Consider the following 19,988-nt stretch of genomic DNA (forward strand, 5'->3'; position numbering starts at 1 on the left):
ATGACAGTAGACGAAGCCAACCACGCCAATACTGTCGGAAGTTCCTGGCGCAGGGTGCTGAGCCTTCTCGAACAAGACGACCGGGTCACACCCCGCCAGCGCGGTTTCGTCATCCTCGCCCAGGCCCAAGGCCTCATCGGCTCCACTCTCTTGGTCGCCGTTCCCAACGAACTCACCCGGGAAGTCCTGCAGACGCAGGTCAAGGACGCACTTGACGACGCCCTGCGCGGCGTTTTTTCCGATGACATCCGTTGCGCGATCGACGTCGACACCGATCTGGTGCCCATCCACGAAGAGCCGGAACCCGCCGTCGAGCTTTCCGCGATGCCGGACCTGGCCGCAGAGCCGAAGCCTCAGCCGACACCGCCCAGCACCTCACATGAATTCGGCCGGCTGAACCCGAAGTACATCTTTGACACCTTCGTAATCGGTTCCTCCAACCGCTTTGCCCACGCGGCCGCCGTTGCAGTAGCCGAAGCCCCTGCCAAGGCCTATAACCCGTTGTTCATCTACGGCGACTCCGGACTCGGCAAGACGCACCTTCTTCACGCGATCGGACACTACGCCCGACGCCTGTACAGCGGAATTCGCGTACGCTACGTCAACTCCGAAGAGTTCACCAATGACTTCATCAACTCGATCCGCGATGACGAAGGCACCAGCTTCAAGACCACTTATCGAAACGTGGATGTGCTGCTGATCGACGACATCCAGTTCCTGGCGGGCAAAGACCGGACCCAGGAGGAGTTCTTCCACACATTCAACGCCCTGCACAACGCCAACAAGCAGGTGGTCATTACCTCCGACCAGCCTCCCAAGATGTTGGCGGGCTTCGAGGACCGGATGACCTCCCGTTTCGAGTGGGGCCTCCTGACGGACATCCAGCCGCCGGAACTGGAAACACGCATTGCCATCCTCCGCAAGAAGGGCCTCAGCGAAGGATTGTCTGCACCGGACGACGCCCTGGAGTACATCGCTTCCAAGATCTCCAGCAACATCCGGGAACTTGAAGGTGCCTTGATCCGCGTCACCGCCTTTGCCAGCCTGAACCGTCAGCCTGTGGACGTGGCTCTGGCCGAGATGGTCCTCAAGGACCTCATCACTGACGACGGCGCCCAGGAGATCACCGCAAAGCAGATCCTGGACCAGACCGCTGACTACTTCAAGCTCAGCATGGAAGAGCTTTGCAGCAAGTCCCGTACGCGCACGCTCGTCACGGCGCGACAGATCGCCATGTACCTCTGCCGCGAGCTCACGGACATGTCCTTGCCGAAGATCGGGCAGGAACTTGGCGGACGCGACCACACCACCGTGATCCACGCCGACCGCAAGATCCGTGAGCTGATGGCCGAGCGTCGTGTGATTTACAACCAGGTCACTGAACTCACAAACCGCATCAAACAGCAGCAGCGCGACTCCTGAATCCACATTCCTCCGCGCACTACATACCTTATTAACAGGTGCGTGTGGATAACCCTGTGGATACTTAAGGGGACAAGCGCGGTTAATGGGCTTAAAACCCTTAAGGCATCTGTGGATCGTTAAAAACCGGGTTGGGAGTTGTCCCCATCCACACCCTGTTTAAAACCCAGTTAACGCACAATCCATGAACAGGGCTTAACCCCGAAACTGCGCGGCCAGATCCGGTTATCCACAGTTTCCACAGCAGTTATTAACACTACGAATCCCAAAAAATTGAAATCCCTCAAATAACAATCTCGTTCTGCCCCACACAACGCCTGCCAAACAGCCAGGCCGCGGCCAGCCTGCGGCTGTCCACATACGAGAGGTGAGTGCTGCCGGGGATGGGTTAATCGCGGATCTTCCGGCTAAGCTGTCAGCAGCGCTCCCATCCTTGGGTCTGTTTGTAGTTCGCTTGAGTGCGGACCATGCAGGTTCCGGTATCGGACAGCGAAGGTTTGGCGGGTTCCAAGCAGGAATCCGCAGCTACTACTTGGCAGCAGCAATGAAAGGCGGCACCCTTCCGTGAAGTTCAGAGTCGACCGCGACGTCCTGGCAGAAGCCGTTACGTGGACCGCGCGGTCGTTGTCTCCGCGGCCGCCCGTACCTGTGCTTTCCGGTCTCCTCCTCAAAGCCGAGGCTGGAACGGTAAGCCTCTCGAGCTTTGACTACGAGACTTCCGCCCGCCTCGAGATCCCTGCGGATATCGCTACGGAAGGCACCATTTTGGTGTCCGGGCGTCTCTTGGCAGACATTTGCCGCAGCCTGCCTTCGGCTCCAGTGGAAGTTGAGACCGACGGCAGCAAAGTCACTCTCACCTGCCGCCGAAGCAGTTTCCACCTGGCTACGATGCCTGAAACTGAGTACCCGGCTCTTCCGGCATTGCCGGCCATCAGTGGCACTCTGCCAGGTGACGCGTTCGCGCAGGCTGTTTCCCAGGTGATCATCGCCGCCAGCAAGGACGACACCCTGCCGATCCTCACCGGCGTGCGCATGGAAATCGAGGATGACATGATCACCCTCCTGGCTACCGACCGCTACCGCCTCGCGATGCGCGAAGTCCCGTGGAAGCCTGTCACTCCGGGCATTTCCACCAGCGCGCTGGTCAAGTCGAAGACCCTGAACGAGGTGGCAAAGACCCTCGGTGGCAGTGGCGACATCAACCTTGCCCTCGCTGACGACGACAGCCGCCTGATCGGCTTCGAAAGCGGAGGCCGTACCACCACATCCCTGCTGGTGGATGGCGACTACCCAAAAATCCGCTCGCTCTTCCCGGATTCCACCCCCATCCACGCAACGGTCCAAACACAGGAACTCGTTGAAGCAGTGCGTCGTGTCTCGCTTGTGGCTGAGCGCAACACACCGGTCCGCCTGGCCTTCAGCCAGGGTCTGCTGAACCTCGACGCCGGTACCGGTGAAGATGCTCAGGCGTCTGAGGAACTGGAAGCCCAGCTTTCCGGCGAAGACATCACCGTCGCATTCAATCCGCACTACCTCGTTGAAGGCTTGAGCGTCATCGAGACCAAATACGTTCGGTTCTCCTTCACCACTGCTCCCAAACCGGCCATGATCACGGCCCAGGCTGAAGCTGATGGCGATGACCAGGACGATTACCGCTACCTCGTGATGCCGGTTCGCCTGCCAAACTAGCGATCCGCCACATATCCACTAGCGCAGAAAAGAGTTCATCCCGTGCACATCGGACTGATCGGCCTCGGAAAAATGGGTTTCAACATGCGGGAGCGCATGCGGAATGGCGGCATTGAGGTAACCGGATTTGACCGGAATCCCGACGTTACGGACGTCGCTTCCGTCGACGAACTCATCGCTGCCCTACCCTCTCCGAGGCTCGTATGGGTCATGGTTCCATCGGGCGAGATCACAGATGCTGTCATCACCGAACTCAGCGAAAAGCTCAGCCCCGGTGATTTAGTGATAGATGGCGGGAACTCACGTTTCACCGAGGACCAGAAGCACGCTGCAGCACTTGCAGAGAAGGGCATCCGCTTCGCCGACTGCGGTGTATCCGGTGGCGTATGGGGATTGCAGAACGGCTACGGACTGATGGCCGGGGGCGCTGACGAAGACATCGAACTGGCGTTGCCCGTTTTCGATGCCCTGCGTCCCGAGGGAGAACGAGCAGACAGCTTCGTCCATGTCGGCGGAGTGGGTGCAGGCCATTACGCCAAAATGGTGCACAACGGTATCGAGTATGGACTGATGCAGGCATATGCCGAAGGTTATGAATTGCTGGCAGCCAAGGACATCGTGAAGGACCTTCCAGGAACCTTCCGAGCCTGGCAAAAAGGAACCGTCGTTCGTTCCTGGCTCCTGGATCTCATGGTCAAAGCACTCGACGAAGATCCGGGACTGGCCTCCATCGACGACTACGTTGAGGACTCCGGCGAGGGCCGTTGGACGGTGGAGGAAGCGATCGCCAATGCTGTGCCGGTGCCTGCCATCACCGCAGCACTCTTTGCCAGGTTCGCTTCCCGCGAAGACAACTCGCCGGCTATGAGGATGGTTTCCGCGCTGCGCCACCAGTTCGGCGGACACGCCACCCGTCCTTCCAACTAGGCTGCAGGAGTCCAGCAAACGGCGTGTACCTCGAACATCTTTCGCTAACCGATTTCCGGAGCTACGCCCAAGTTGACTTGAAGCTTGGTCCCGGGGTTACTGTCCTGGTGGGTTCCAATGGGATCGGTAAAACCAACCTCATGGAAGCCATCGGATATTTGGCAACCCTGAGCTCGCACCGAGTCAGCACCGATGCTCCACTTCTTCGCTTCGGCGCGGAACGTGCAATGATCAGGGCCAAGTTGGTCCGTGGCGAGCAGTCCACTGTTATCGAGTTGGAAATCAACGCGGGTCGTGCGAACCGTGGCCGGATTAATCGCGGAAACCCAGTTCGTGCCAGGGACATCTTGGGCATTTGCCAGACGGTCCTCTTCGCGCCGGAGGATTTGGCCTTGGTAAAGGGCGATCCTTCCAACCGCAGACGCTTCCTTGACGAGCTCCTTGTCAGCCTGATTCCGCGCCATGCTGCCACCCGCAGCGACTACGACAGAGTGTTGAAGCAACGAAACGCCCTGCTGAAATCCGCGCGGACGGGCAAATTTACCGCAGGCCATGAGGCCACCCTGGATGTTTGGGATCAGCATATGGCCCGCGCCGGTGCCGAACTCCTGTATGCACGGCTCGAACTTGTGGAACGGCTCCGCCCTCATCTGAACAGTGCCTACGCGCAGCTCACTGACGCTTCAAAGGATGCCGGCGCGGTGTACCGCTCAACCATCCAGGGCGTACTCGACGACGACGGCGGGCCAGGCGATCGCCCAACGGAACCTTCGGCGTCGGGCGAGGACCTCAGGCTGTTGTCGGTGGACGAACTCACCGAGCGTTACGTCCAGGCTTTCGCCGCATCCCGCAAGAAGGAACTGGAGCGGGGCATCTCCCTGGTGGGCCCGCACCGGGACGAATTGGAGCTCGTGCTCGGTCAAGCACCGGCCAAGGGCTACGCTTCGCACGGTGAAACGTGGTCCATGTGCTTGTCACTGCGCCTCGCTTCCTACTACGTCATGCTGGATGATGCCCGCACCGGCGGTACCGCCCCGATCCTCATACTTGACGATGTCTTTGCAGAACTCGATGTCCAGCGCCGGCGTAAACTGGCAGCAATAGTGGCCGGCGCCGAACAGGTACTGGTCACGGCCGCCGTCATCGCCGATATTCCCGAGGAACTGGCCGGGCGGCGCATAACCGTTGTTCCGGGAGGCAACGATGGTGAAGGATAGCCACGACGGACTTCAACCCGGCCGCGATCCGGACGAAATCGATGCTGCCCAAGCCGCGCTGAATCGGATGCGGGAGGCCGCAGCGGCTCGAGGCGAAGTCCGGCAGCGGGCGCCCCGGCCCGGATCCGCGCCAAAACGCAAGGGCCTTCGCGACACCAGGGGTTTTACCCAGTTTCATGGGACCGGACGTGACCCGCTGGGCTTGGGGAAAGTCGTTGGCCGGTTGGTGGCAGAACGTGGTTGGACGTCTCCCGTGGCCGTTGGCTCGGTCATGGCCGAGTGGGAAACGTTGGTAGGCGCGGACATTTCTGCACACTGCACGCCTGAGAGCTTTACTGACACCACACTTCATGTCCGTTGCGACTCCACGGCATGGGCAACCCAACTGCGGTTACTGAGTACAAGCCTGTTGGAGATGTTCCGGAATGAACTGGGGGAAGGCGTGGTGACCAGCATCCACGTGCTGGGTCCGTCTGCGCCAAGTTGGCGAAAAGGTGGGCGCAGCGTCAACGGCCGGGGACCCCGGGACACGTACGGCTGAACGGCGTGCAGGGCGATTCAACGCCCCCGAGTCGTATAGGCCCCCATCAGGACCACCGTAGGGCCATTTCAGATAGGGCCAGTGGCTTCCCATAGGCATATTCAGCTCTCGGCTGCCCCCGTATTTGCAAGGATTCCCGCATTTCCACGATAGAATTGGCGTAGATCACTGAGCGCCGGTGAAACGTCGTCGGGGTCCTGGAAGCACTTTCATGGCTTCCAGGACCCTCTTCGTCGGAGTAAACGGCGCAATCAGTCACGTGTTCGTTGAAGGACTCGGTTTGCCGCGGCCTTCAACGGGAACGGCCGTCATCGAATACAGAGGAGTCGAAAGCGCCTGTGGCTAACGACAATGCAGAGACCTTGGCAGTAGAGCCCGAAGAGGACACTGTTCCTAAGCCTGACACGCCCGCGGAAACCCCCAGGGAGTACGGTGCCAGCGATATCACCGTTCTTGAAGGCCTCGAAGCAGTACGCAAGCGCCCCGGCATGTACATCGGTTCTACCGGTCCCCGCGGCTTGCACCACTTGGTTTATGAAGTGGTGGACAACTCTGTAGATGAAGCTCTGGCCGGCTTCTGCAGCCACATTGAAGTCACGCTCCGCGCAGACGGAGGTGTCCAGGTTGTTGACGACGGCCGTGGCATCCCTGTTGACATCCACCCCACCGAGGGCAAGCCCACCGTCGAAGTCGTGATGACCATCTTGCACGCCGGCGGTAAGTTTGGCGGCGGCGGTTACGCGGTTTCCGGTGGTCTCCACGGCGTGGGTATCTCCGTGGTGAACGCACTGTCCCGCCGGGTGAACACGGAAGTCCGGCGCCAGGGCCACGTCTGGCGTATGTCATTCGCCGACGGCGGCAAGCCCCAAGGCGGACTCGTCAAGGGAGAAGAGACTGACCAAACAGGGACGTCACAGACGTTCTACCCTGATGGCACCATCTTCGAGAGCACCGAATTCGACTTCGAGACGCTTCGTGCGCGCTTCCAGCAGATGGCCTTCCTCAACAAGGGCTTGCGGATCACCCTGACTGACGAACGTCCCGCCGCCCGGGAAGGCGAGGACGATCTGGATCTCGACGCCGTCGCTACCGAAGGCGAAGTCGCTGCCGAGCACCGCACGGTGGTCTACGAGTACCCGGACGGCTTGTTGGACTACGTCAAGCACCTGAACTCGAGCAAGAAGGTGGAGATCGTCCACGAGGACGTCATCGCGTTCGAAACTGAAGACACGGAGCGGCACATCGCCGTCGAGGTCGCCATGCAGTGGACAACCGCGTACTCCGAAAGCGTCCACACATACGCGAACACCATAAACACCCACGAGGGTGGAACCCACGAAGAAGGTTTCCGTGCCGCGATGACCTCGCTGATCAACCGCTACGCACGGGAGAAAAGCATCATCAAGGAAAAAGAAGACAACCTGACCGGTGATGACATCCGTGAAGGTCTGACGGCCGTCATCTCGGTCAAGCTGTCCGAGCCCCAGTTTGAAGGCCAGACCAAGACCAAACTGGGCAACTCAGAGGTCAAGGGCTTCGTCCAGCGCGTTGTCACGGACCAATTGGGCGACTGGTTGGAGCGCAACCCGGGTCCCGCCCGGGATGTCATCCGAAAGGCCATTTCCGCTGCGCAGGCACGTATGGCTGCCCGCAAAGCGCGCGACAATGCCCGACGCAAGAGTCCGCTGGAATCCTTCGGCATGCCCGGCAAGTTGTCCGACTGCTCTTCCAAGGATCCTTCGCGCTGCGAGGTCTACCTGGTGGAGGGTGACTCCGCAGGTGGCTCGGCCAAGCGGGGACGCAACCCGGAAACTCAAGCCATCCTGCCGCTGCGAGGCAAGATCCTTAACGTGGAGCGTGCACGCCTGGACAAGGCACTCGGTAATACCGAAGTCCAGTCCATGATTACGGCCTTCGGCACCGGCATTGGCGAAGATTTCGATATCGCCAAGCTGCGCTATCACAAGATCGTCTTGATGGCAGACGCCGATGTTGACGGCCAGCACATCACCACTCTGTTGATGACATTGCTGTTCCGCTACATGCGCCCGCTGATCGAGAACGGGTACGTCTACCTTGCCCAGCCGCCGCTGTACCGCATCAAGTGGTCCAATGCCGCCCACGATTATGTTTTTAGCGATCGCGAACGGGACGACACCATCCGTAAGGGTGCGGCCATGAACAAGCGCCTTCCCAAGGACAACGGCATCCAGCGCTACAAAGGTCTTGGTGAAATGGACTACACCGAGTTGTGGGACACCACCATGGATCCGGACCGCCGCACTCTTTTGCAGGTCACCATGGACGATGCCCTGGCTGCCGATCAGACCTTCTCGGTACTGATGGGCGAAGACGTGGAATCGCGCCGTAACTTCATCCAGCAGAACGCCAAGGACGTCAGGTTCCTGGATATCTAGTGCCTTACAAGGCGATAGATATTCCAGAGCTGACATATACCTGAAACGGAAAACTTAGATTATGAGTGACGAAACTCCCGAAGTCCCGGCGGAACCCACTGTCGATGACGTCATCCTTGAAGGCGATGTGCTGACTGACCGCGTGGAGCAGGTGGACCTGCAGACTGAAATGCAGCGCTCCTACCTGGACTACGCCATGGCCGTTATCGTAGGACGCGCCCTCCCGGACGTCCGCGACGGCCTCAAGCCGGTGCACCGCCGCGTTTTGTACGCGATGTTCGACGGCGGCTACCGTCCTGACCGCTCTTTCAACAAGTGCGCCCGTGTTGTGGGTGACGTCATGGGTACCTATCACCCACACGGTGACATGGCGATCTACGACGCCCTGGTCCGCCTGATCCAGGACTGGACCATGCGTTACCCGCTGGCCCTGGGCCAAGGCAACTTCGGTTCCCCCGGCAACGATGGCGCTGCTGCTCCCCGTTATACCGAAACCAAGATGGCCCAACTGGCCATGGAAATGGTCCGCGACATCGACGAAGAAACCGTCGACTTCCAGGACAACTACGACGGCAAGAACCAGGAACCCACCATCCTGCCGGCGCGTTTTCCGAACCTGCTGGTGAATGGTTCCTCTGGTATCGCGGTGGGCATGGCTACCAACATTCCGCCGCACAACCTGCGCGAGGTTGCCGAGGGCGTGCAGTGGGCCCTCGACAACCCCACCGCCTCACGTGAGGAACTCCTTGAGGCGCTTCTCCAGCGGATCAAGGGACCGGACTTCCCCACGGGTGCAACCATCCTCGGCCACAAGGGCATCGAGGACGCCTACCGCACCGGTCGTGGCTCCATCACCATGCGCGCCGTGGTCAACGTGGAAGAACTCCAGGGCCGCACCTGCCTGGTGGTCACCGAACTGCCTTACCAGGCCAACCCGGACAACCTGGCCATCAAGATCGCCGAACTGGTCAAGGACGGCAAGATCCAAGGCATCGCGGACCTCCGCGATGAAACTTCGGGCCGTACCGGCCAGCGACTCGTGATCGTGCTGAAGCGCGATGCTGTGGCCAAGGTTGTCCTGAACAACCTGTACAAGCACACCCAGCTTCAGGACAACTTCTCAGCGAACATGCTGGCAATCGTCGACGGCGTTCCCCGCACCTTGAGCCTGGACGCCTTTATCCGGCACTGGGTAACCCACCAGATGGACGTCATCGCCCGCCGGACGCGTTACCGCTTGCGCAAGGCTGAGGAAGAAGCGCACATCCTGCGTGCACTCCTCAAGGCGCTGGACATGCTGGATGAGGTCATCGCCCTCATCCGCGCATCGAACACCACCGAGGCAGCCCGCGAGGGACTCATGGAGCTCTTGGAGATCGATGAACTCCAGGCCCGAGCCATCCTGGACATGCAGCTTCGCCGTTTGGCCGCCCTGGAACGCCAAAAGATCCAGGACCGCCACGCCGAACTCGAAGCCATGATCGCGGAGTACAACGCGATTCTGGCCTCGGAAGAGCGCCAGCGCCAGATCATCAGCGAGGAACTCGCAGAGATTGTGGCCAAGCATGGCGATGACCGCCGTACGCACATCCTCATGGGCTTCGACGGCGACATGTCCATGGAGGACCTGATCCCCGAAGAGGAAATGGTTGTCACCATTACCCGTGGTGGTTACGTCAAGCGCACCCGAAGTGACAACTACCGCTCCCAGCAACGCGGCGGGAAGGGTATCAAGGGTGCCCAATTGCGCGGCGACGACGTCGTTGAGCACTTCTTTGTGACTACCACGCACCACTGGCTGTTGTTCTTCACCAACCTCGGCCGTGTGTACCGTGCCAAGGCATACGAACTGGCAGAAGCCGGACGTGACGCCAAGGGACAGCACGTTGCAAATCTGTTGGCATTCCAGCCCGACGAGCACATCGCACAAGTCCTGGATCTCCGCGATTACCAGCAAGCCCCCTACTTGGTTCTCGCAACAAAGAACGGTTTGGTCAAGAAGACCAGGCTTGAGGACTATGACACCAACCGCACGGCTGGTGTTATCGCCATCAACCTGCGCGACGGTGACGAGCTGGTCTCTGCACAATTGGTCAGTGAGACCGATGACCTCCTGCTGGTGTCACGCAAGGGCCAGTCGATCCGTTTCACCGCCACGGATGATGCACTTCGTCCGATGGGCCGGGCAACGTCCGGTGTGACGGGTATGAAGTTCCGTGAAGATGACGAACTGCTGGCCGCAGATGTGGTCCAGGACGGCTCCTTCGTCTTCATCGTGACTGAGGGTGGCTACGCCAAGCGGACAGCCGTGGATGAGTACCGCCTGCAGGGCCGTGGCGGCCTTGGCATCAAGGTGGCGAAGCTCGCGGAGGATCGCGGTGACCTTGTAGGCGCCTTGATTGTGCAGGAAGAAGACGAAGTCCTCGTGGTCATGGAGGGCGGCAAGGTGGTCCGCTCTGCCGTGAGTGGCGTCCCCGCAAAGGGCCGTGACACCATGGGCGTCATCTTTGCCAAACCGGACAAGAATGACCGCATTATTGAGGTCGCCCGCAACAGCGAACGCGGTTTGGAAGGCGAAGAGTCCGAGGACGGACAGGACGATGACGTAACGTTGGCTGCAGAAGACGGAGCCACTGAGGCGACCGTCACGTCAGAAACGGAAAACGACGCGGACCCGGATACAGAATCGGGCGCGGAGCTGAACGAAGACAACACCGGAGGTAACGAGTGAGTAATTCCGACTCATATCCCAAGCCGAGCACAGGTGTCCCCGGCGGACTCCGGCAGCCCTCGGGCAGCCCGCAGGCAGGAGCGCCTGCAAGGCCCCAGCAACGCCCTGGAGCCGGTTCCGCCGGCGCCGGAGCTACCGGGGCCCGGCCGGCAACGACCACCAATTCGGCCCAGCGGCCAGCAGGAGCTCCTGGACAACGCCCGGCCTCTGCCGGGCAACGCCCCGCCGGAGCGCCTGGCCAGCGGCCCGCACAACCCGGGCAGCGTCCAACTGGTGCGCCCGGTCAACGCCCCACCCAGGGAAGCCCGGGACTTGTAAAGCCGGCCCCCAAGGCGAAGGTGCGCCGTGCGCGCCTCCTGGTAAGCAAGGTTGACCCCTGGTCAGTACTGAAGATGGCGTTCCTGCTGTCTGTGGCGCTGGGCATCGTCACCGTTGTCGCCGCCATCGTGCTGTGGACCGTGTTGGATCTCACAGGTATCTTCAACCAGGTGGACAGCCTGCTGGGGACTTTGGCAGGTTCTGAAGGCAGTGGTTTCGAGTTGAAGAAGATTGCTTCGCTCGGTCAGGTGGCTTCCTTCGCGACGATTATTGCCGTGGTGAACGTAGTTCTGCTGACCGCCCTGTCGATGCTCTCTGCCGTGCTTTATAACATTTCGGCAACGTTGGTTGGCGGCATTGGCGTCACACTGACGGACGACTAGCAAAAAACCGCGGATTCACGCCGAAAACGGTGAGATTCAGCGGTCAGAATGCCTCGATTTGAGATCGGGTCGGGATGTGCTGTACAGTCATATCTCGGCCCGATGAGGCATCGGGGCGTATAGCTCAGGCGGTTAGAGCGCTTCGCTGATAACGAAGAGGTCCCAGGTTCAAGTCCTGGTACGCCCACGGAACCTAACAGGTTCAGGTAACACTGAATCGGAATGAGGTGCTTGTGAAGAAGTTGCTGGTAGTAGTCGCAGCGGCGGTCGCAGGCGTCCTGGTCTATAAAAAGACGCAGGAATCCGAAGCCCGGAAAGATCTCTGGAGCAAGTCAACCGACAAGGTCGACTAGCCCGGAGCCAGGTCCGGGACTGGTAAAAGCCGGTCCTGACATGGGGTATGATTGACGGGTTGCTTCTTATGGGGGCATGGCGCAATTGGTAGCGCACCTGCTTTGCAAGCAGGGGGTTCGGGGTTCGAGTCCCCGTGCCTCCACCATAAGAAAAGTCCCGGTCAGAAATGACCGGGACTTTTGCTTTTAACTCAGCTGGCCTCAACTGAGTTTTGATTGAGCCACGGTGTTCAGCGCCCGCTCCAGAAATGTCTTCAGTTCACTATCCCCCAGCACAGGAGTCACCACCCCGAGCTCCAGCGTCGGTTGCGTCTTGGCGCCGGCGGCCGCCAACGCTGCCTGGAGATTCCGGCGGGCTTCGGCCACGGCCGGGGAATCCCCGCGCTTGGCAGCGTCGAGCATGATCAGGGCTTCTTCCACGCCTCGTCCGTAATTGGCTGCCGCAGTTGCCCAATGGGTGGCGTCCGCTGCGAACCCCGGCACTGCCATCTTGGGTAACAGTTCCGGCAGCCTCTGCAGCAGCTCAGCTCGGGCCTTCAAGCCGCCTGAAGGGGACCTTCCGGCGTCGTAATCAGACCAGAACTGCTCAATATCCCGCCGGAGCTCAGGAGCGGACGGAGTGAGCTCATCGTCCTGCCAGTCTTGGTTGAGGTCCACGAAGGCCTTCACGGCCGCGAGGACCTCCGGATCTGGCCCCGAAACCTGTTTCAGGGCTGCATCCATGGACTTGCCGGGATCGTACGCCGGTCCATTCCATGAGAGATCGGCGTAGTTGAAGATGGCGGGGAAGGACAGGTAGGGCTCGATCATCGGATTGGTGACTAGTCCACGGACAGATTTGTACAGCTCCGAGTCGCGTCCGATCACCGGTGCCATGAACAGGTGGTCCTGCGAAAAGTCGTTCACGGGGTAGTTGTCCCAAATGACCAAGTCGCGTGGAGAACCCGGACTCCCGTATGTCCGCCGGGCGGTCTCGGCTGAGTCGGCGCTGATCCTGTGGGAGACCACGTCTTCACCGGTCCACTGGACCACGATCCCGGGGTTCAGGGCCCGGCCAAGCTCCTTCTTGTACGCATTGCTGGCGGAACCGTTGTAGAACGTAGGAACCGTCTGGAGGGGTTGGATGTCCGCCTTCGCAGAGATGAACCGGTCATTGACGTCATTCAGGAACGAAGCCTGTGCCTTGGCTAGATTGGCTTGGCCTGCGCCAAACTCCTTGAGGTCTTCGGCGCATTGGACCTTCGTGGCAATGTCATCGAGGGGAATCACGAACGAACGGACACCGATCGAATACAGGGATTCGAGCTTGGCCACTGCAAAGTTAAGGTCTGCCTCCCTGGAGTAGCAACTATCGATGCCCGGGGACAGCGCGTAAGTAAAGCGGATGTGGTTGGCCGTGGCGGTATCCACCAGCTCCTGCAGTTCTTTGAGGTCCTCGTTCGAGTACAGTTCCCGCCACTTCTCCCGCAACTGTGGATCATCCTTTGGGGAATAGATGTAGGTATTCATTTTTTGGCGTCCTGCGAATTTGAGGACATCCAAACGGGCCTGATGGGACCAAGGCGTCCCGTAAAAACCTTCGATGACGCCACGGGTCTCCATCAACGGCCAGTCACTGACGCGTGCGGCGGCCATTGCCCCATCCTTGAGCAATTGGCGTGCGGTCTGCACGGCATGGAAAACGCCGTCGGCATCCGTTCCGGCGAGTACCGCCGTCGGAATCCCTGAAGTTTTTCCGGTGGCTATGGCGTAGCCTTCGGCTCGGCTGACTGCGTTCTGGTTGTCCGCCGCACTTTCCTTCCCCAGCTCTTTGAGTACCGGGCTTACTGTGGGATCCGATGCGGTGCCAAGGAAGACGGCCGAACTGCCGGCCGCTGGGCCGTTCAGGGCTGTCACCGCTTCTGCAGTACCCCCCGCTCCTGTCACCAGGTCTTGGAGGGCGGTGATGGACGCTTGGTCTGTGCCAGGGGAAGCCACGATGTAAACGTGGCCGTTCAGAGGTACGGGATCCCCCACTCCGGCCTGGAGACGTTGTGGGACCGGGAAGATGCTTGGGATATCGATCTTGCCCGTCCCGTGGCCCCCGGACCGTTCCCGGGAAACCACCAACCAGCCCGTAACAACCAGAGCGACAGCCAGAGCCGCAACTGCGATCAGCAGCAGCACTGATCGCCTCGGTCTAGCTCCACGGACGGGCGTTGTGTTCAATCAGATGTCCCCTTGGGAAAGCCGTCGCCGACTGTCTGGAATGTTGACTCAAGACAACCACACTGTCCGCGCCGCACATAGAGGGCGGGACGTGCGCCTCACCAAACTAGGGTTGATCCGTGAACCTTCTCATTTCCGCGCTGGGAGTCCTGGGCGTGGCTTCCTCAGGACCACTGATCGCCGGCACCTTGGGTGCCACGTCCGTGACGGCGTTGGCGATCGCCTTCTGGCGGAACGCGATCGGCGCAGTCGTGATGGCCGCACCGGTGGCCATCCGGGAGCCCAAACAGTTTGGGAAGATCAACCGGCGCGAGTTTGGCTGGTCCACGGTTGCCGCCGTCGCTCTGGCCTTTCACTTCGCTTGCTTCATCACGGCGCTGCAGCTGACCTCGGTAGCTGCAGCCACTGCCTTGGTCTGCCTTCAGTCGGCATGGATCGCGGTCTTCCAGTTGTTCAGGGGCGCCCGCCATCGCTGGCCGGTTCTGTTGGGACTGGGGATAGCCTTTGTCGGAGTCGTGGCCATTACAGGATTCGATATGGGCTCCTCACCGCAAGCCCTGCTGGGCGACGTCCTCGCGCTGGCGGGCGGAGCCCTGGCCGGCTTGTACACGTTGGCTGGCGGCAAGGCCCGCCAGTCCATGGGAACGGGCACGTACACCACGCTCTGCTATGGAATGTGTGCTGCGATTGTTGCCGTGTTGGCTTTGCTCAGTGGCCAACCGTTGGCAGGGTTCGACGCCGGAGGCTGGCTTGGGATTCTCGCCATCACCGTGTGTGCACAGTTGGTAGGGCACACCGCCTTCAACCACCTGCTGGCCACAATGAGCCCCTTGTTGGTTTCCATGATCATCCTGCTGGAAATTCCGGGGGCAGCGATCCTGGCGGGCATTTTCCTCAACGAGACACTCCCCGCTGGGACATACGCCGGCCTTGCGCTCATTCTCATTGGACTCGCGGTGGTGGTCTCCGGGCAACGGCGTGGCAAGGGCGAAGCAGACCAGCGGGAGGCCGAGCTGGGAACTGACTGAGCTTCCGCCGTCGGGCTTCTACTGCCGGGGGCTTACAGGCTGCTGCGCCGAATGCCCTGCGCCGTGTTGGCCGTATGAATGGCCCGCAGGAGCTTGGCAGGGAAATAGACCGAGAAGAACACCACCATGGGCGCCTTCAGGGCCATCTTCTTAACGTTGTGCGCCTTGTACGTCCGGTCGAAGCGCGTGACGTAATAGCGGTAGTCCCGCGGAGAGTCCTCAAGGCGTCGGGCGGACATGCCGGACACCATTTGCGGGCAATACCGGACGTGGAGATCGTGCTCGGCGAGGTGCAGTGAGAGGTCGATGTCCTCGTGCATCTCATCCTTCTCATCGAGGCATGTTTCGTCCCGGATGGTCTCCCAGGCAGTGCGCCGGAGGGCCATGTTTGAACCGAACAGGAAGTGATATTGGTGCTTGGCCAGACGCAGCATCAGCTGGCGCATTTTGTCGTCTGCCTTCAGTCCAAAGCGGCGCATTGGCATGTCGTAGTAGACCACAGGTCCGGTAGCAGCCTGGACGGACCGGTCCATGAAGGCCTTCTGGACTTGCTCAACCCAGTCAGGTTCCAAGACAGAATCGGCGTCGATGCGCCCCACGATCTCTCCTTTGGCGCTGTTGAGGCCAAAGTTGCGCGTGGGAATGAGCCCCTGCGTGGCGTCCTGCCGTAAAAGGATAATGGGGCTTTCCGGGTATTCCTGCTGCATCTGGCGCACGATCCTGGCGGTGCGGTCAGTGGAGAGATTGTCCACCACGATGATTTCCTCAGCAGGAACAGACTGGTAGATGGCCGCGATAAGGCACTGGCGAATGACGCTTTCCTCGTTATACGCCGGGATGACGATTGAAACCCCCGGAGGCTCCGGGACTTCCTTGAGGGCACCCGCAATGGGTCTATCGGCTGACATCAGTTCAAATCTAACACCCGGCATAGCGTCCCCAGCGGACCATTGGGTTACAAGGTGGCAAACACTGAAGGGATCCCGGCCAGCCGGGATCCCTTCAGATGATGTTTCAGTGACGGCCTCTATGAACCAGGCCAATCAGAACCCTAGAGCTGAGGGTCCTTGGACGTGGAAGTGGTGTCGTGGTCCTTTTGGCCGCTTGCGGCAATGTTCCTCACAGCGGTCTTGGCATCCGTAGCGACGTTGGCCTTGGAATCCTTGCCCTTCTCGAACGCGTCCTTGGTTGCCTGCTCCACTTCTGCAGCCGCTTCCTCGGGCGTAATGTCAGAAGTCTTGGATTCGGCCGGCAAGGTTGACGTCGCCGTAGCTGATGCTTCAGTGTCTGCGGGAGCCGGTGCAGGCGTTGGGGCAGGGGTTGGATTGACCGGGGCCGGCGTCTTCCAAGGATCCTCCACAGGTTTGGAGGCCTTCCACGCAGCGACACCGGCAGCAACCGCGGCTGCAACAACTGTGACAACCAACCATCCGCGCTTCTTCGGCTTCTGCTGGACAGCCAATTGCTGGGAAACAGCCTTGCTGGTCTGGTCCGCCACTGCCTTGATTTGCTTGCTGGTGGCCTGCGCTTGCTCCTGCACGCTGTGAACCACACCCGAGTCCACCAGTTTCTGCGCAACGGCATCCACCTGGGCTGGCGCGTTCTCAAGGACATGATGGACAACTACGGAAGCCTGGCCCAATTGCTCGGACAGCTTGGGCAGGTACTCCTCAACTACCTTGTCCCGGGCGATTCCAAGGGCCGGAGTTGCCTTATTAAGGGTCTCCTGGATCTTCGGCGTGGCGTCCTCCACAGCGTCATGGATCTTCGGCGCGAGGTGCGCCAGTCCATCCTGAAGCCGCGGCGTAACTGTTGCCACGCCGTCGGCGAGGTTGTGCGCCGCCGACTTCAGTCCCTCCTGGATCTTCGGGGAAGCGGTATCAATGCCGTGCTGAATACGGGGAACAGCCCAATTGACGGCTGCTTCCACGCGGGGCGCCGCCCAGTCGCGGGCGTTATCCACACCAGCCGCAACGGAGTGTTCAAGGTCGCGGGCAATACGGTCTGATTTCTTCACAACTACCTCCCGATACACATGCTCGTTTGAAGCTAGCCTACGTGCCCTGAGGAACAGCGGCTATTCATCTGCAGGATTCTTCCCGGATTTCACCCAGCGCGGAACCGGCATTACAGCCATGCCGGCGTTGACCCTGCATGAAAGAATGGGGCCATGACCATCGCAACCGCAAAAGCAACGATCCACACGAGCCTCGGCGACATCAAGGTTGACCTCTTCGGTAACCACGCCCCCAAGACGGTCGCCAACTTCATTGGCCTCGCCACAGGCGAAAAGTCCTGGACGCACCCGGAAACCGGCGAAGACAAAACCGGCACGCCCCTTTACGACGGCACCATCTTCCACCGCATCATCAAGGACTTCATGATCCAGGGTGGCGATCCCCTGGGCCGCGGCGTTGGTGGACCGGGCTACAAGTTCGACGACGAAATCCACCCTGAGCTGACCTTCAACGCTCCCTACAAACTGGCCATGGCCAACGCCGGCATCCAGATGGGCAAGGGCACCAACGGGTCACAGTTCTTCATCACCACGGTCAACACGGACTGGCTGTTCGGCAAGCACAGCATCTTTGGTGAAGTAGCTGACGAGGAATCCCGCAAGGTTGTTGACGCCATTGAGGGCGTCCGCACCGGCATGGGCGACCGCCCCGTTGAGGACGTCGTCATCAACAGCATCGACATCGAACAGCTCTAGCCTGCATTCATGAGCTACGGAATCCCGTCGGCAGAGCCGTCCGCCACCATCCCGGTGTGCCCAAGGCACCCGGACAGGCCCTCCTACGTGCGGTGCCAGCGCTGCGGGCGCCCAGCGTGCCCCGAGTGCCAGCGGGCGGCCGCCGTCGGGTTCCAATGTGTTGATTGCGTCAACGAACAAAAACGTACGACGCCGAGCTACCGCTCTCCCTATGGCGGTGCCTTGGCGACCGGCCGTCCTTTGGTGACGTTTACGATCATCGGGTTGTGCGTGCTGGTATACATCCTTCAATGGATTGTTCCTGGCGACGCTGTATTCCAGAATTTTGCCTTCGCAAATTATGCAGCTGCCAGCGAGCCTTGGCGGATGCTTACGGCGGCCTTCCTTCATTCGCAAGGGTTCCTGCTGCACATCGTCCTGAACATGTACACGCTGTGGATTTTCGGACAAGCCCTTGAGCCTTTGCTCGGGCGGGTCCGGTTCCTCGCCGTGTACCTGCTCTCCGCCATTGGCGGATCCGTGGGCTATCTGCTGTTGACTCCCACTTTTCCCGTGGTGGGCGTTGTGGGAGCTTCCGGCGCCATCTTCGGTCTGTTCGGTGCCATGCTCGTAGTGCAGCGTCACCGCGGCGGTGAAACCAAACAACTGTGGATCCTCATTGCGATCAATGGCGCCATTGGCTTCTTTGTTCCCAGCATCGCCTGGCAGGCACACCTGGGTGGCCTGATCACCGGCGCCCTCGCTGCCGCCGCCATCGCCTATGCCCCGCGGGGCAAGAACCAAGCCCTGCTGCAAGCAGGCGGCCTCATCCTCGTGGCAGGCCTTCTGGCCGTGGTCGCGTGGTTCCGCATCACTGCGGGCTAGATGCAACTCTTTCTGCATCCGTGACCGGTTGCCGCAGAATCGTCTTCAGTTTCTCCGGTGGAGTACGGCGAGGATCGCTCAGGTAGATCTCGTGATGCTTCCCCGTCATCATCAGTGACTCCCCGGGGATGAAGCTGTTATGCATTGCCTCCAGCACGGGACCTTCGTCATCGTAGGGGCCGATGTGGAGTGTCTGGACGCTTAGTCCTTCATCCAGTGTTTCCAAGCGAAGGCCGTCGATTGCCGGCGCGGAGCCTTTGTTCGCGACGATCTTACGTGCCTCCTCGTAGTGGTCCTGGGTCATCCAGCCAGGAACCATATTCATCAGGGTCCAGTCCCAGCGCGACTTGTCCCTGGCGCTTGTAAACGTATCCATGTCCTCTGCCCACCAGAGCGCTTCCAGGGGCATCACGGTGTAGTCGCGGCCCAGCTCCTGTTTGCTGAAGAACTTCATCTTGTAAGCGACAGGGTAAAGGGTGGCCAGTGCGTCCTTGTACTCCTGCGAGGTATTTGGATCGCCATGGCCGTCGATCATGAGGAACCGGAGGGCTGGAACCGTCACCACGGAAAACCTGCCACACGAAGCCTTGTATGTTTCGATCTGTCTTTTGAGGTCGACTTTCACGACTGGCAATCCCCTCCCCTTCTGCGCTGACTGACTAGGTTATCCACAGCGGTTGTCCACAATGTGTGTAACTTACATGGGTGTAGTTAGCTCGCCAACCCCTCGTACGGGTCGTCAGGGCGGCAGATATCCCCCGAAAGGCATGCGTTCATCCACACCTGTGGATAACTTTGTCCCAGATTCTAAGTCCATTGTGGACAACTAAGCCAATTCCTGGCCATGTGTGGATAAAACTGTTAATTACGCCTCAGCACGGCACCTATCAACAGCCTTATCAACAATGTTAATAACTTACACAGGTGTAGTTCATGTGCTTGGTGGCCCCCTCAGGGCTGTAACTGCGCGGATCTCCGCTGAGAAACCCACAAGTTTTCCCCACCTGTGGATAACTTGTGGGTAGGGGGCTGTTGTTAAGTGGGTAACTGTCCAGGCCGTGAGAGGCGTGAAAGTGACCAGTGAGGGCGGAAAGCCCGCTGAGGGATGATTTTTGGCTCCGGCTCCGCCGGTGAAAACGCCGGTGGGTAAATCCAGCAATGCCCGAGCCATGAACGT

At 60.1% G+C, this 19,988-nt stretch carries 15 protein-coding genes, 2 tRNA genes and 1 pseudogene; 14 read left to right on the top strand and 4 right to left on the bottom strand.

The features are described 5' to 3' along the window. The 11 genes and pseudogenes from dnaA to LDN90_RS00055 all read left to right on the top strand — a co-directional run bounded on the left by dnaA (position 1) and on the right by LDN90_RS00055 (position 12,144). On the top strand, positions 1 to 1,422 hold the full coding sequence (dnaA, locus tag LDN90_RS00005) for a chromosomal replication initiator protein DnaA (RefSeq protein ID WP_216924396.1): 1,422 nt from the start codon (positions 1 to 3) through the stop codon (positions 1,420 to 1,422). Positions 1,423 to 1,986: 564 nt separating this feature from the next. Further along, positions 1,987 to 3,111: a DNA polymerase III subunit beta gene (gene dnaN, locus LDN90_RS00010; protein WP_216924394.1), complete on the top strand. Its 1,125-nt coding sequence runs from the start codon at positions 1,987 to 1,989 to the stop codon at positions 3,109 to 3,111. A 21-nt stretch (positions 3,112 to 3,132) separates the two neighbouring features. Next, positions 3,133 to 4,038 (top strand): annotated as a pseudogene (gnd, locus tag LDN90_RS00015) (phosphogluconate dehydrogenase (NAD(+)-dependent, decarboxylating)); the annotation flags it as partial. A gap of 23 nt (positions 4,039 to 4,061) precedes the next feature. Beyond that, on the top strand, positions 4,062 to 5,255 hold the full coding sequence (gene recF, locus LDN90_RS00020; protein WP_223947441.1) for a DNA replication/repair protein RecF: 1,194 nt from the start codon (positions 4,062 to 4,064) through the stop codon (positions 5,253 to 5,255). Beyond that, entirely contained in the window at positions 5,242 to 5,796 is a 555-nt protein-coding gene (locus LDN90_RS00025; protein WP_216924390.1) for a DciA family protein, read from the top strand. Before recF ends, LDN90_RS00025 begins: the two co-directional genes overlap by 14 nt. Before the next feature lie 338 nt (positions 5,797 to 6,134). Beyond that, complete coding sequence (gyrB, locus tag LDN90_RS00030; RefSeq protein WP_216924388.1) at positions 6,135 to 8,213, top strand: DNA topoisomerase (ATP-hydrolyzing) subunit B; 2,079 nt, start codon at positions 6,135 to 6,137, stop codon at positions 8,211 to 8,213. Positions 8,214 to 8,274: 61 nt separating this feature from the next. Continuing rightward, the gene (gene gyrA, locus LDN90_RS00035; RefSeq protein ID WP_216924386.1) at positions 8,275 to 10,944 is read left to right on the top strand and encodes a DNA gyrase subunit A; all 2,670 of its coding nucleotides are present in this window, start codon (positions 8,275 to 8,277) and stop codon (positions 10,942 to 10,944) included. Beyond that, on the top strand, positions 10,941 to 11,645 hold the full coding sequence (locus tag LDN90_RS00040; RefSeq protein ID WP_216924384.1) for a DUF3566 domain-containing protein: 705 nt from the start codon (positions 10,941 to 10,943) through the stop codon (positions 11,643 to 11,645). The genes gyrA and LDN90_RS00040 overlap by 4 nt, the downstream gene beginning before the upstream one ends. Before the next feature lie 113 nt (positions 11,646 to 11,758). Next, positions 11,759 to 11,832: transfer RNA gene (locus LDN90_RS00045), tRNA-Ile, on the top strand. A gap of 46 nt (positions 11,833 to 11,878) precedes the next feature. Next, positions 11,879 to 11,998, top strand: coding sequence for a DLW-39 family protein (locus LDN90_RS00050; protein ID WP_223947442.1), 120 nt, complete (start codon positions 11,879 to 11,881; stop codon positions 11,996 to 11,998). Between the two features lie 70 nt (positions 11,999 to 12,068). After that, positions 12,069 to 12,144 (top strand) — tRNA-Ala (locus LDN90_RS00055). 55 nt (positions 12,145 to 12,199) lie between these two features. Here LDN90_RS00055 and LDN90_RS00060 read toward each other — a convergent pair. Continuing rightward, positions 12,200 to 14,164 carry a beta-N-acetylglucosaminidase domain-containing protein gene (locus LDN90_RS00060; RefSeq protein ID WP_223947443.1) on the bottom strand — a complete coding sequence of 655 codons (1,965 nt, stop codon included), beginning with the start codon at positions 14,162 to 14,164 and terminating at the stop codon, positions 12,200 to 12,202. 161 nt (positions 14,165 to 14,325) lie between these two features. On the opposite strand from LDN90_RS00060, the gene LDN90_RS00065 reads away from it, so the two are divergent. Continuing rightward, complete coding sequence (locus LDN90_RS00065) at positions 14,326 to 15,234, top strand: DMT family transporter (RefSeq protein ID WP_223947444.1); 909 nt, start codon at positions 14,326 to 14,328, stop codon at positions 15,232 to 15,234. 32 nt (positions 15,235 to 15,266) lie between these two features. On the opposite strand, the gene LDN90_RS00070 is transcribed toward LDN90_RS00065, so the two are convergent. After that, positions 15,267 to 16,142 carry a glycosyltransferase family 2 protein gene (locus LDN90_RS00070; protein WP_223947445.1) on the bottom strand — a complete coding sequence of 292 codons (876 nt, stop codon included), beginning with the start codon at positions 16,140 to 16,142 and terminating at the stop codon, positions 15,267 to 15,269. Positions 16,143 to 16,285: 143 nt separating this feature from the next. Next, positions 16,286 to 17,251, bottom strand: coding sequence for a hypothetical protein (locus tag LDN90_RS00075; protein WP_223947446.1), 966 nt, complete (start codon positions 17,249 to 17,251; stop codon positions 16,286 to 16,288). 153 nt (positions 17,252 to 17,404) lie between these two features. Between LDN90_RS00075 and LDN90_RS00080 the strand changes: the two genes are divergently transcribed. Both LDN90_RS00080 and LDN90_RS00085 read left to right on the top strand, forming a co-directional pair. Continuing rightward, positions 17,405 to 17,947 carry a peptidylprolyl isomerase gene (locus LDN90_RS00080; RefSeq protein WP_216924370.1) on the top strand — a complete coding sequence of 181 codons (543 nt, stop codon included), beginning with the start codon at positions 17,405 to 17,407 and terminating at the stop codon, positions 17,945 to 17,947. Between the two features lie 9 nt (positions 17,948 to 17,956). Then, positions 17,957 to 18,811, top strand: a complete 855-nt coding sequence (locus tag LDN90_RS00085; RefSeq protein ID WP_223947447.1) for a rhomboid family intramembrane serine protease — start codon at positions 17,957 to 17,959, stop codon at positions 18,809 to 18,811. Here the strand turns inward: LDN90_RS00085 and LDN90_RS00090 are convergent. After that, positions 18,798 to 19,436, bottom strand: coding sequence for a GyrI-like domain-containing protein (locus tag LDN90_RS00090; RefSeq protein WP_223949371.1), 639 nt, complete (start codon positions 19,434 to 19,436; stop codon positions 18,798 to 18,800). The genes LDN90_RS00085 and LDN90_RS00090 overlap by 14 nt on opposite strands. Positions 19,437 to 19,988 lie beyond the last annotated feature (552 nt).

Origin of the sequence: Arthrobacter sp. NtRootA1 (assembly GCF_019976975.1) — a bacterium.
In the GTDB taxonomy this organism is placed as follows: domain Bacteria; phylum Actinomycetota; class Actinomycetes; order Actinomycetales; family Micrococcaceae; genus Arthrobacter; species Arthrobacter aromaticivorans.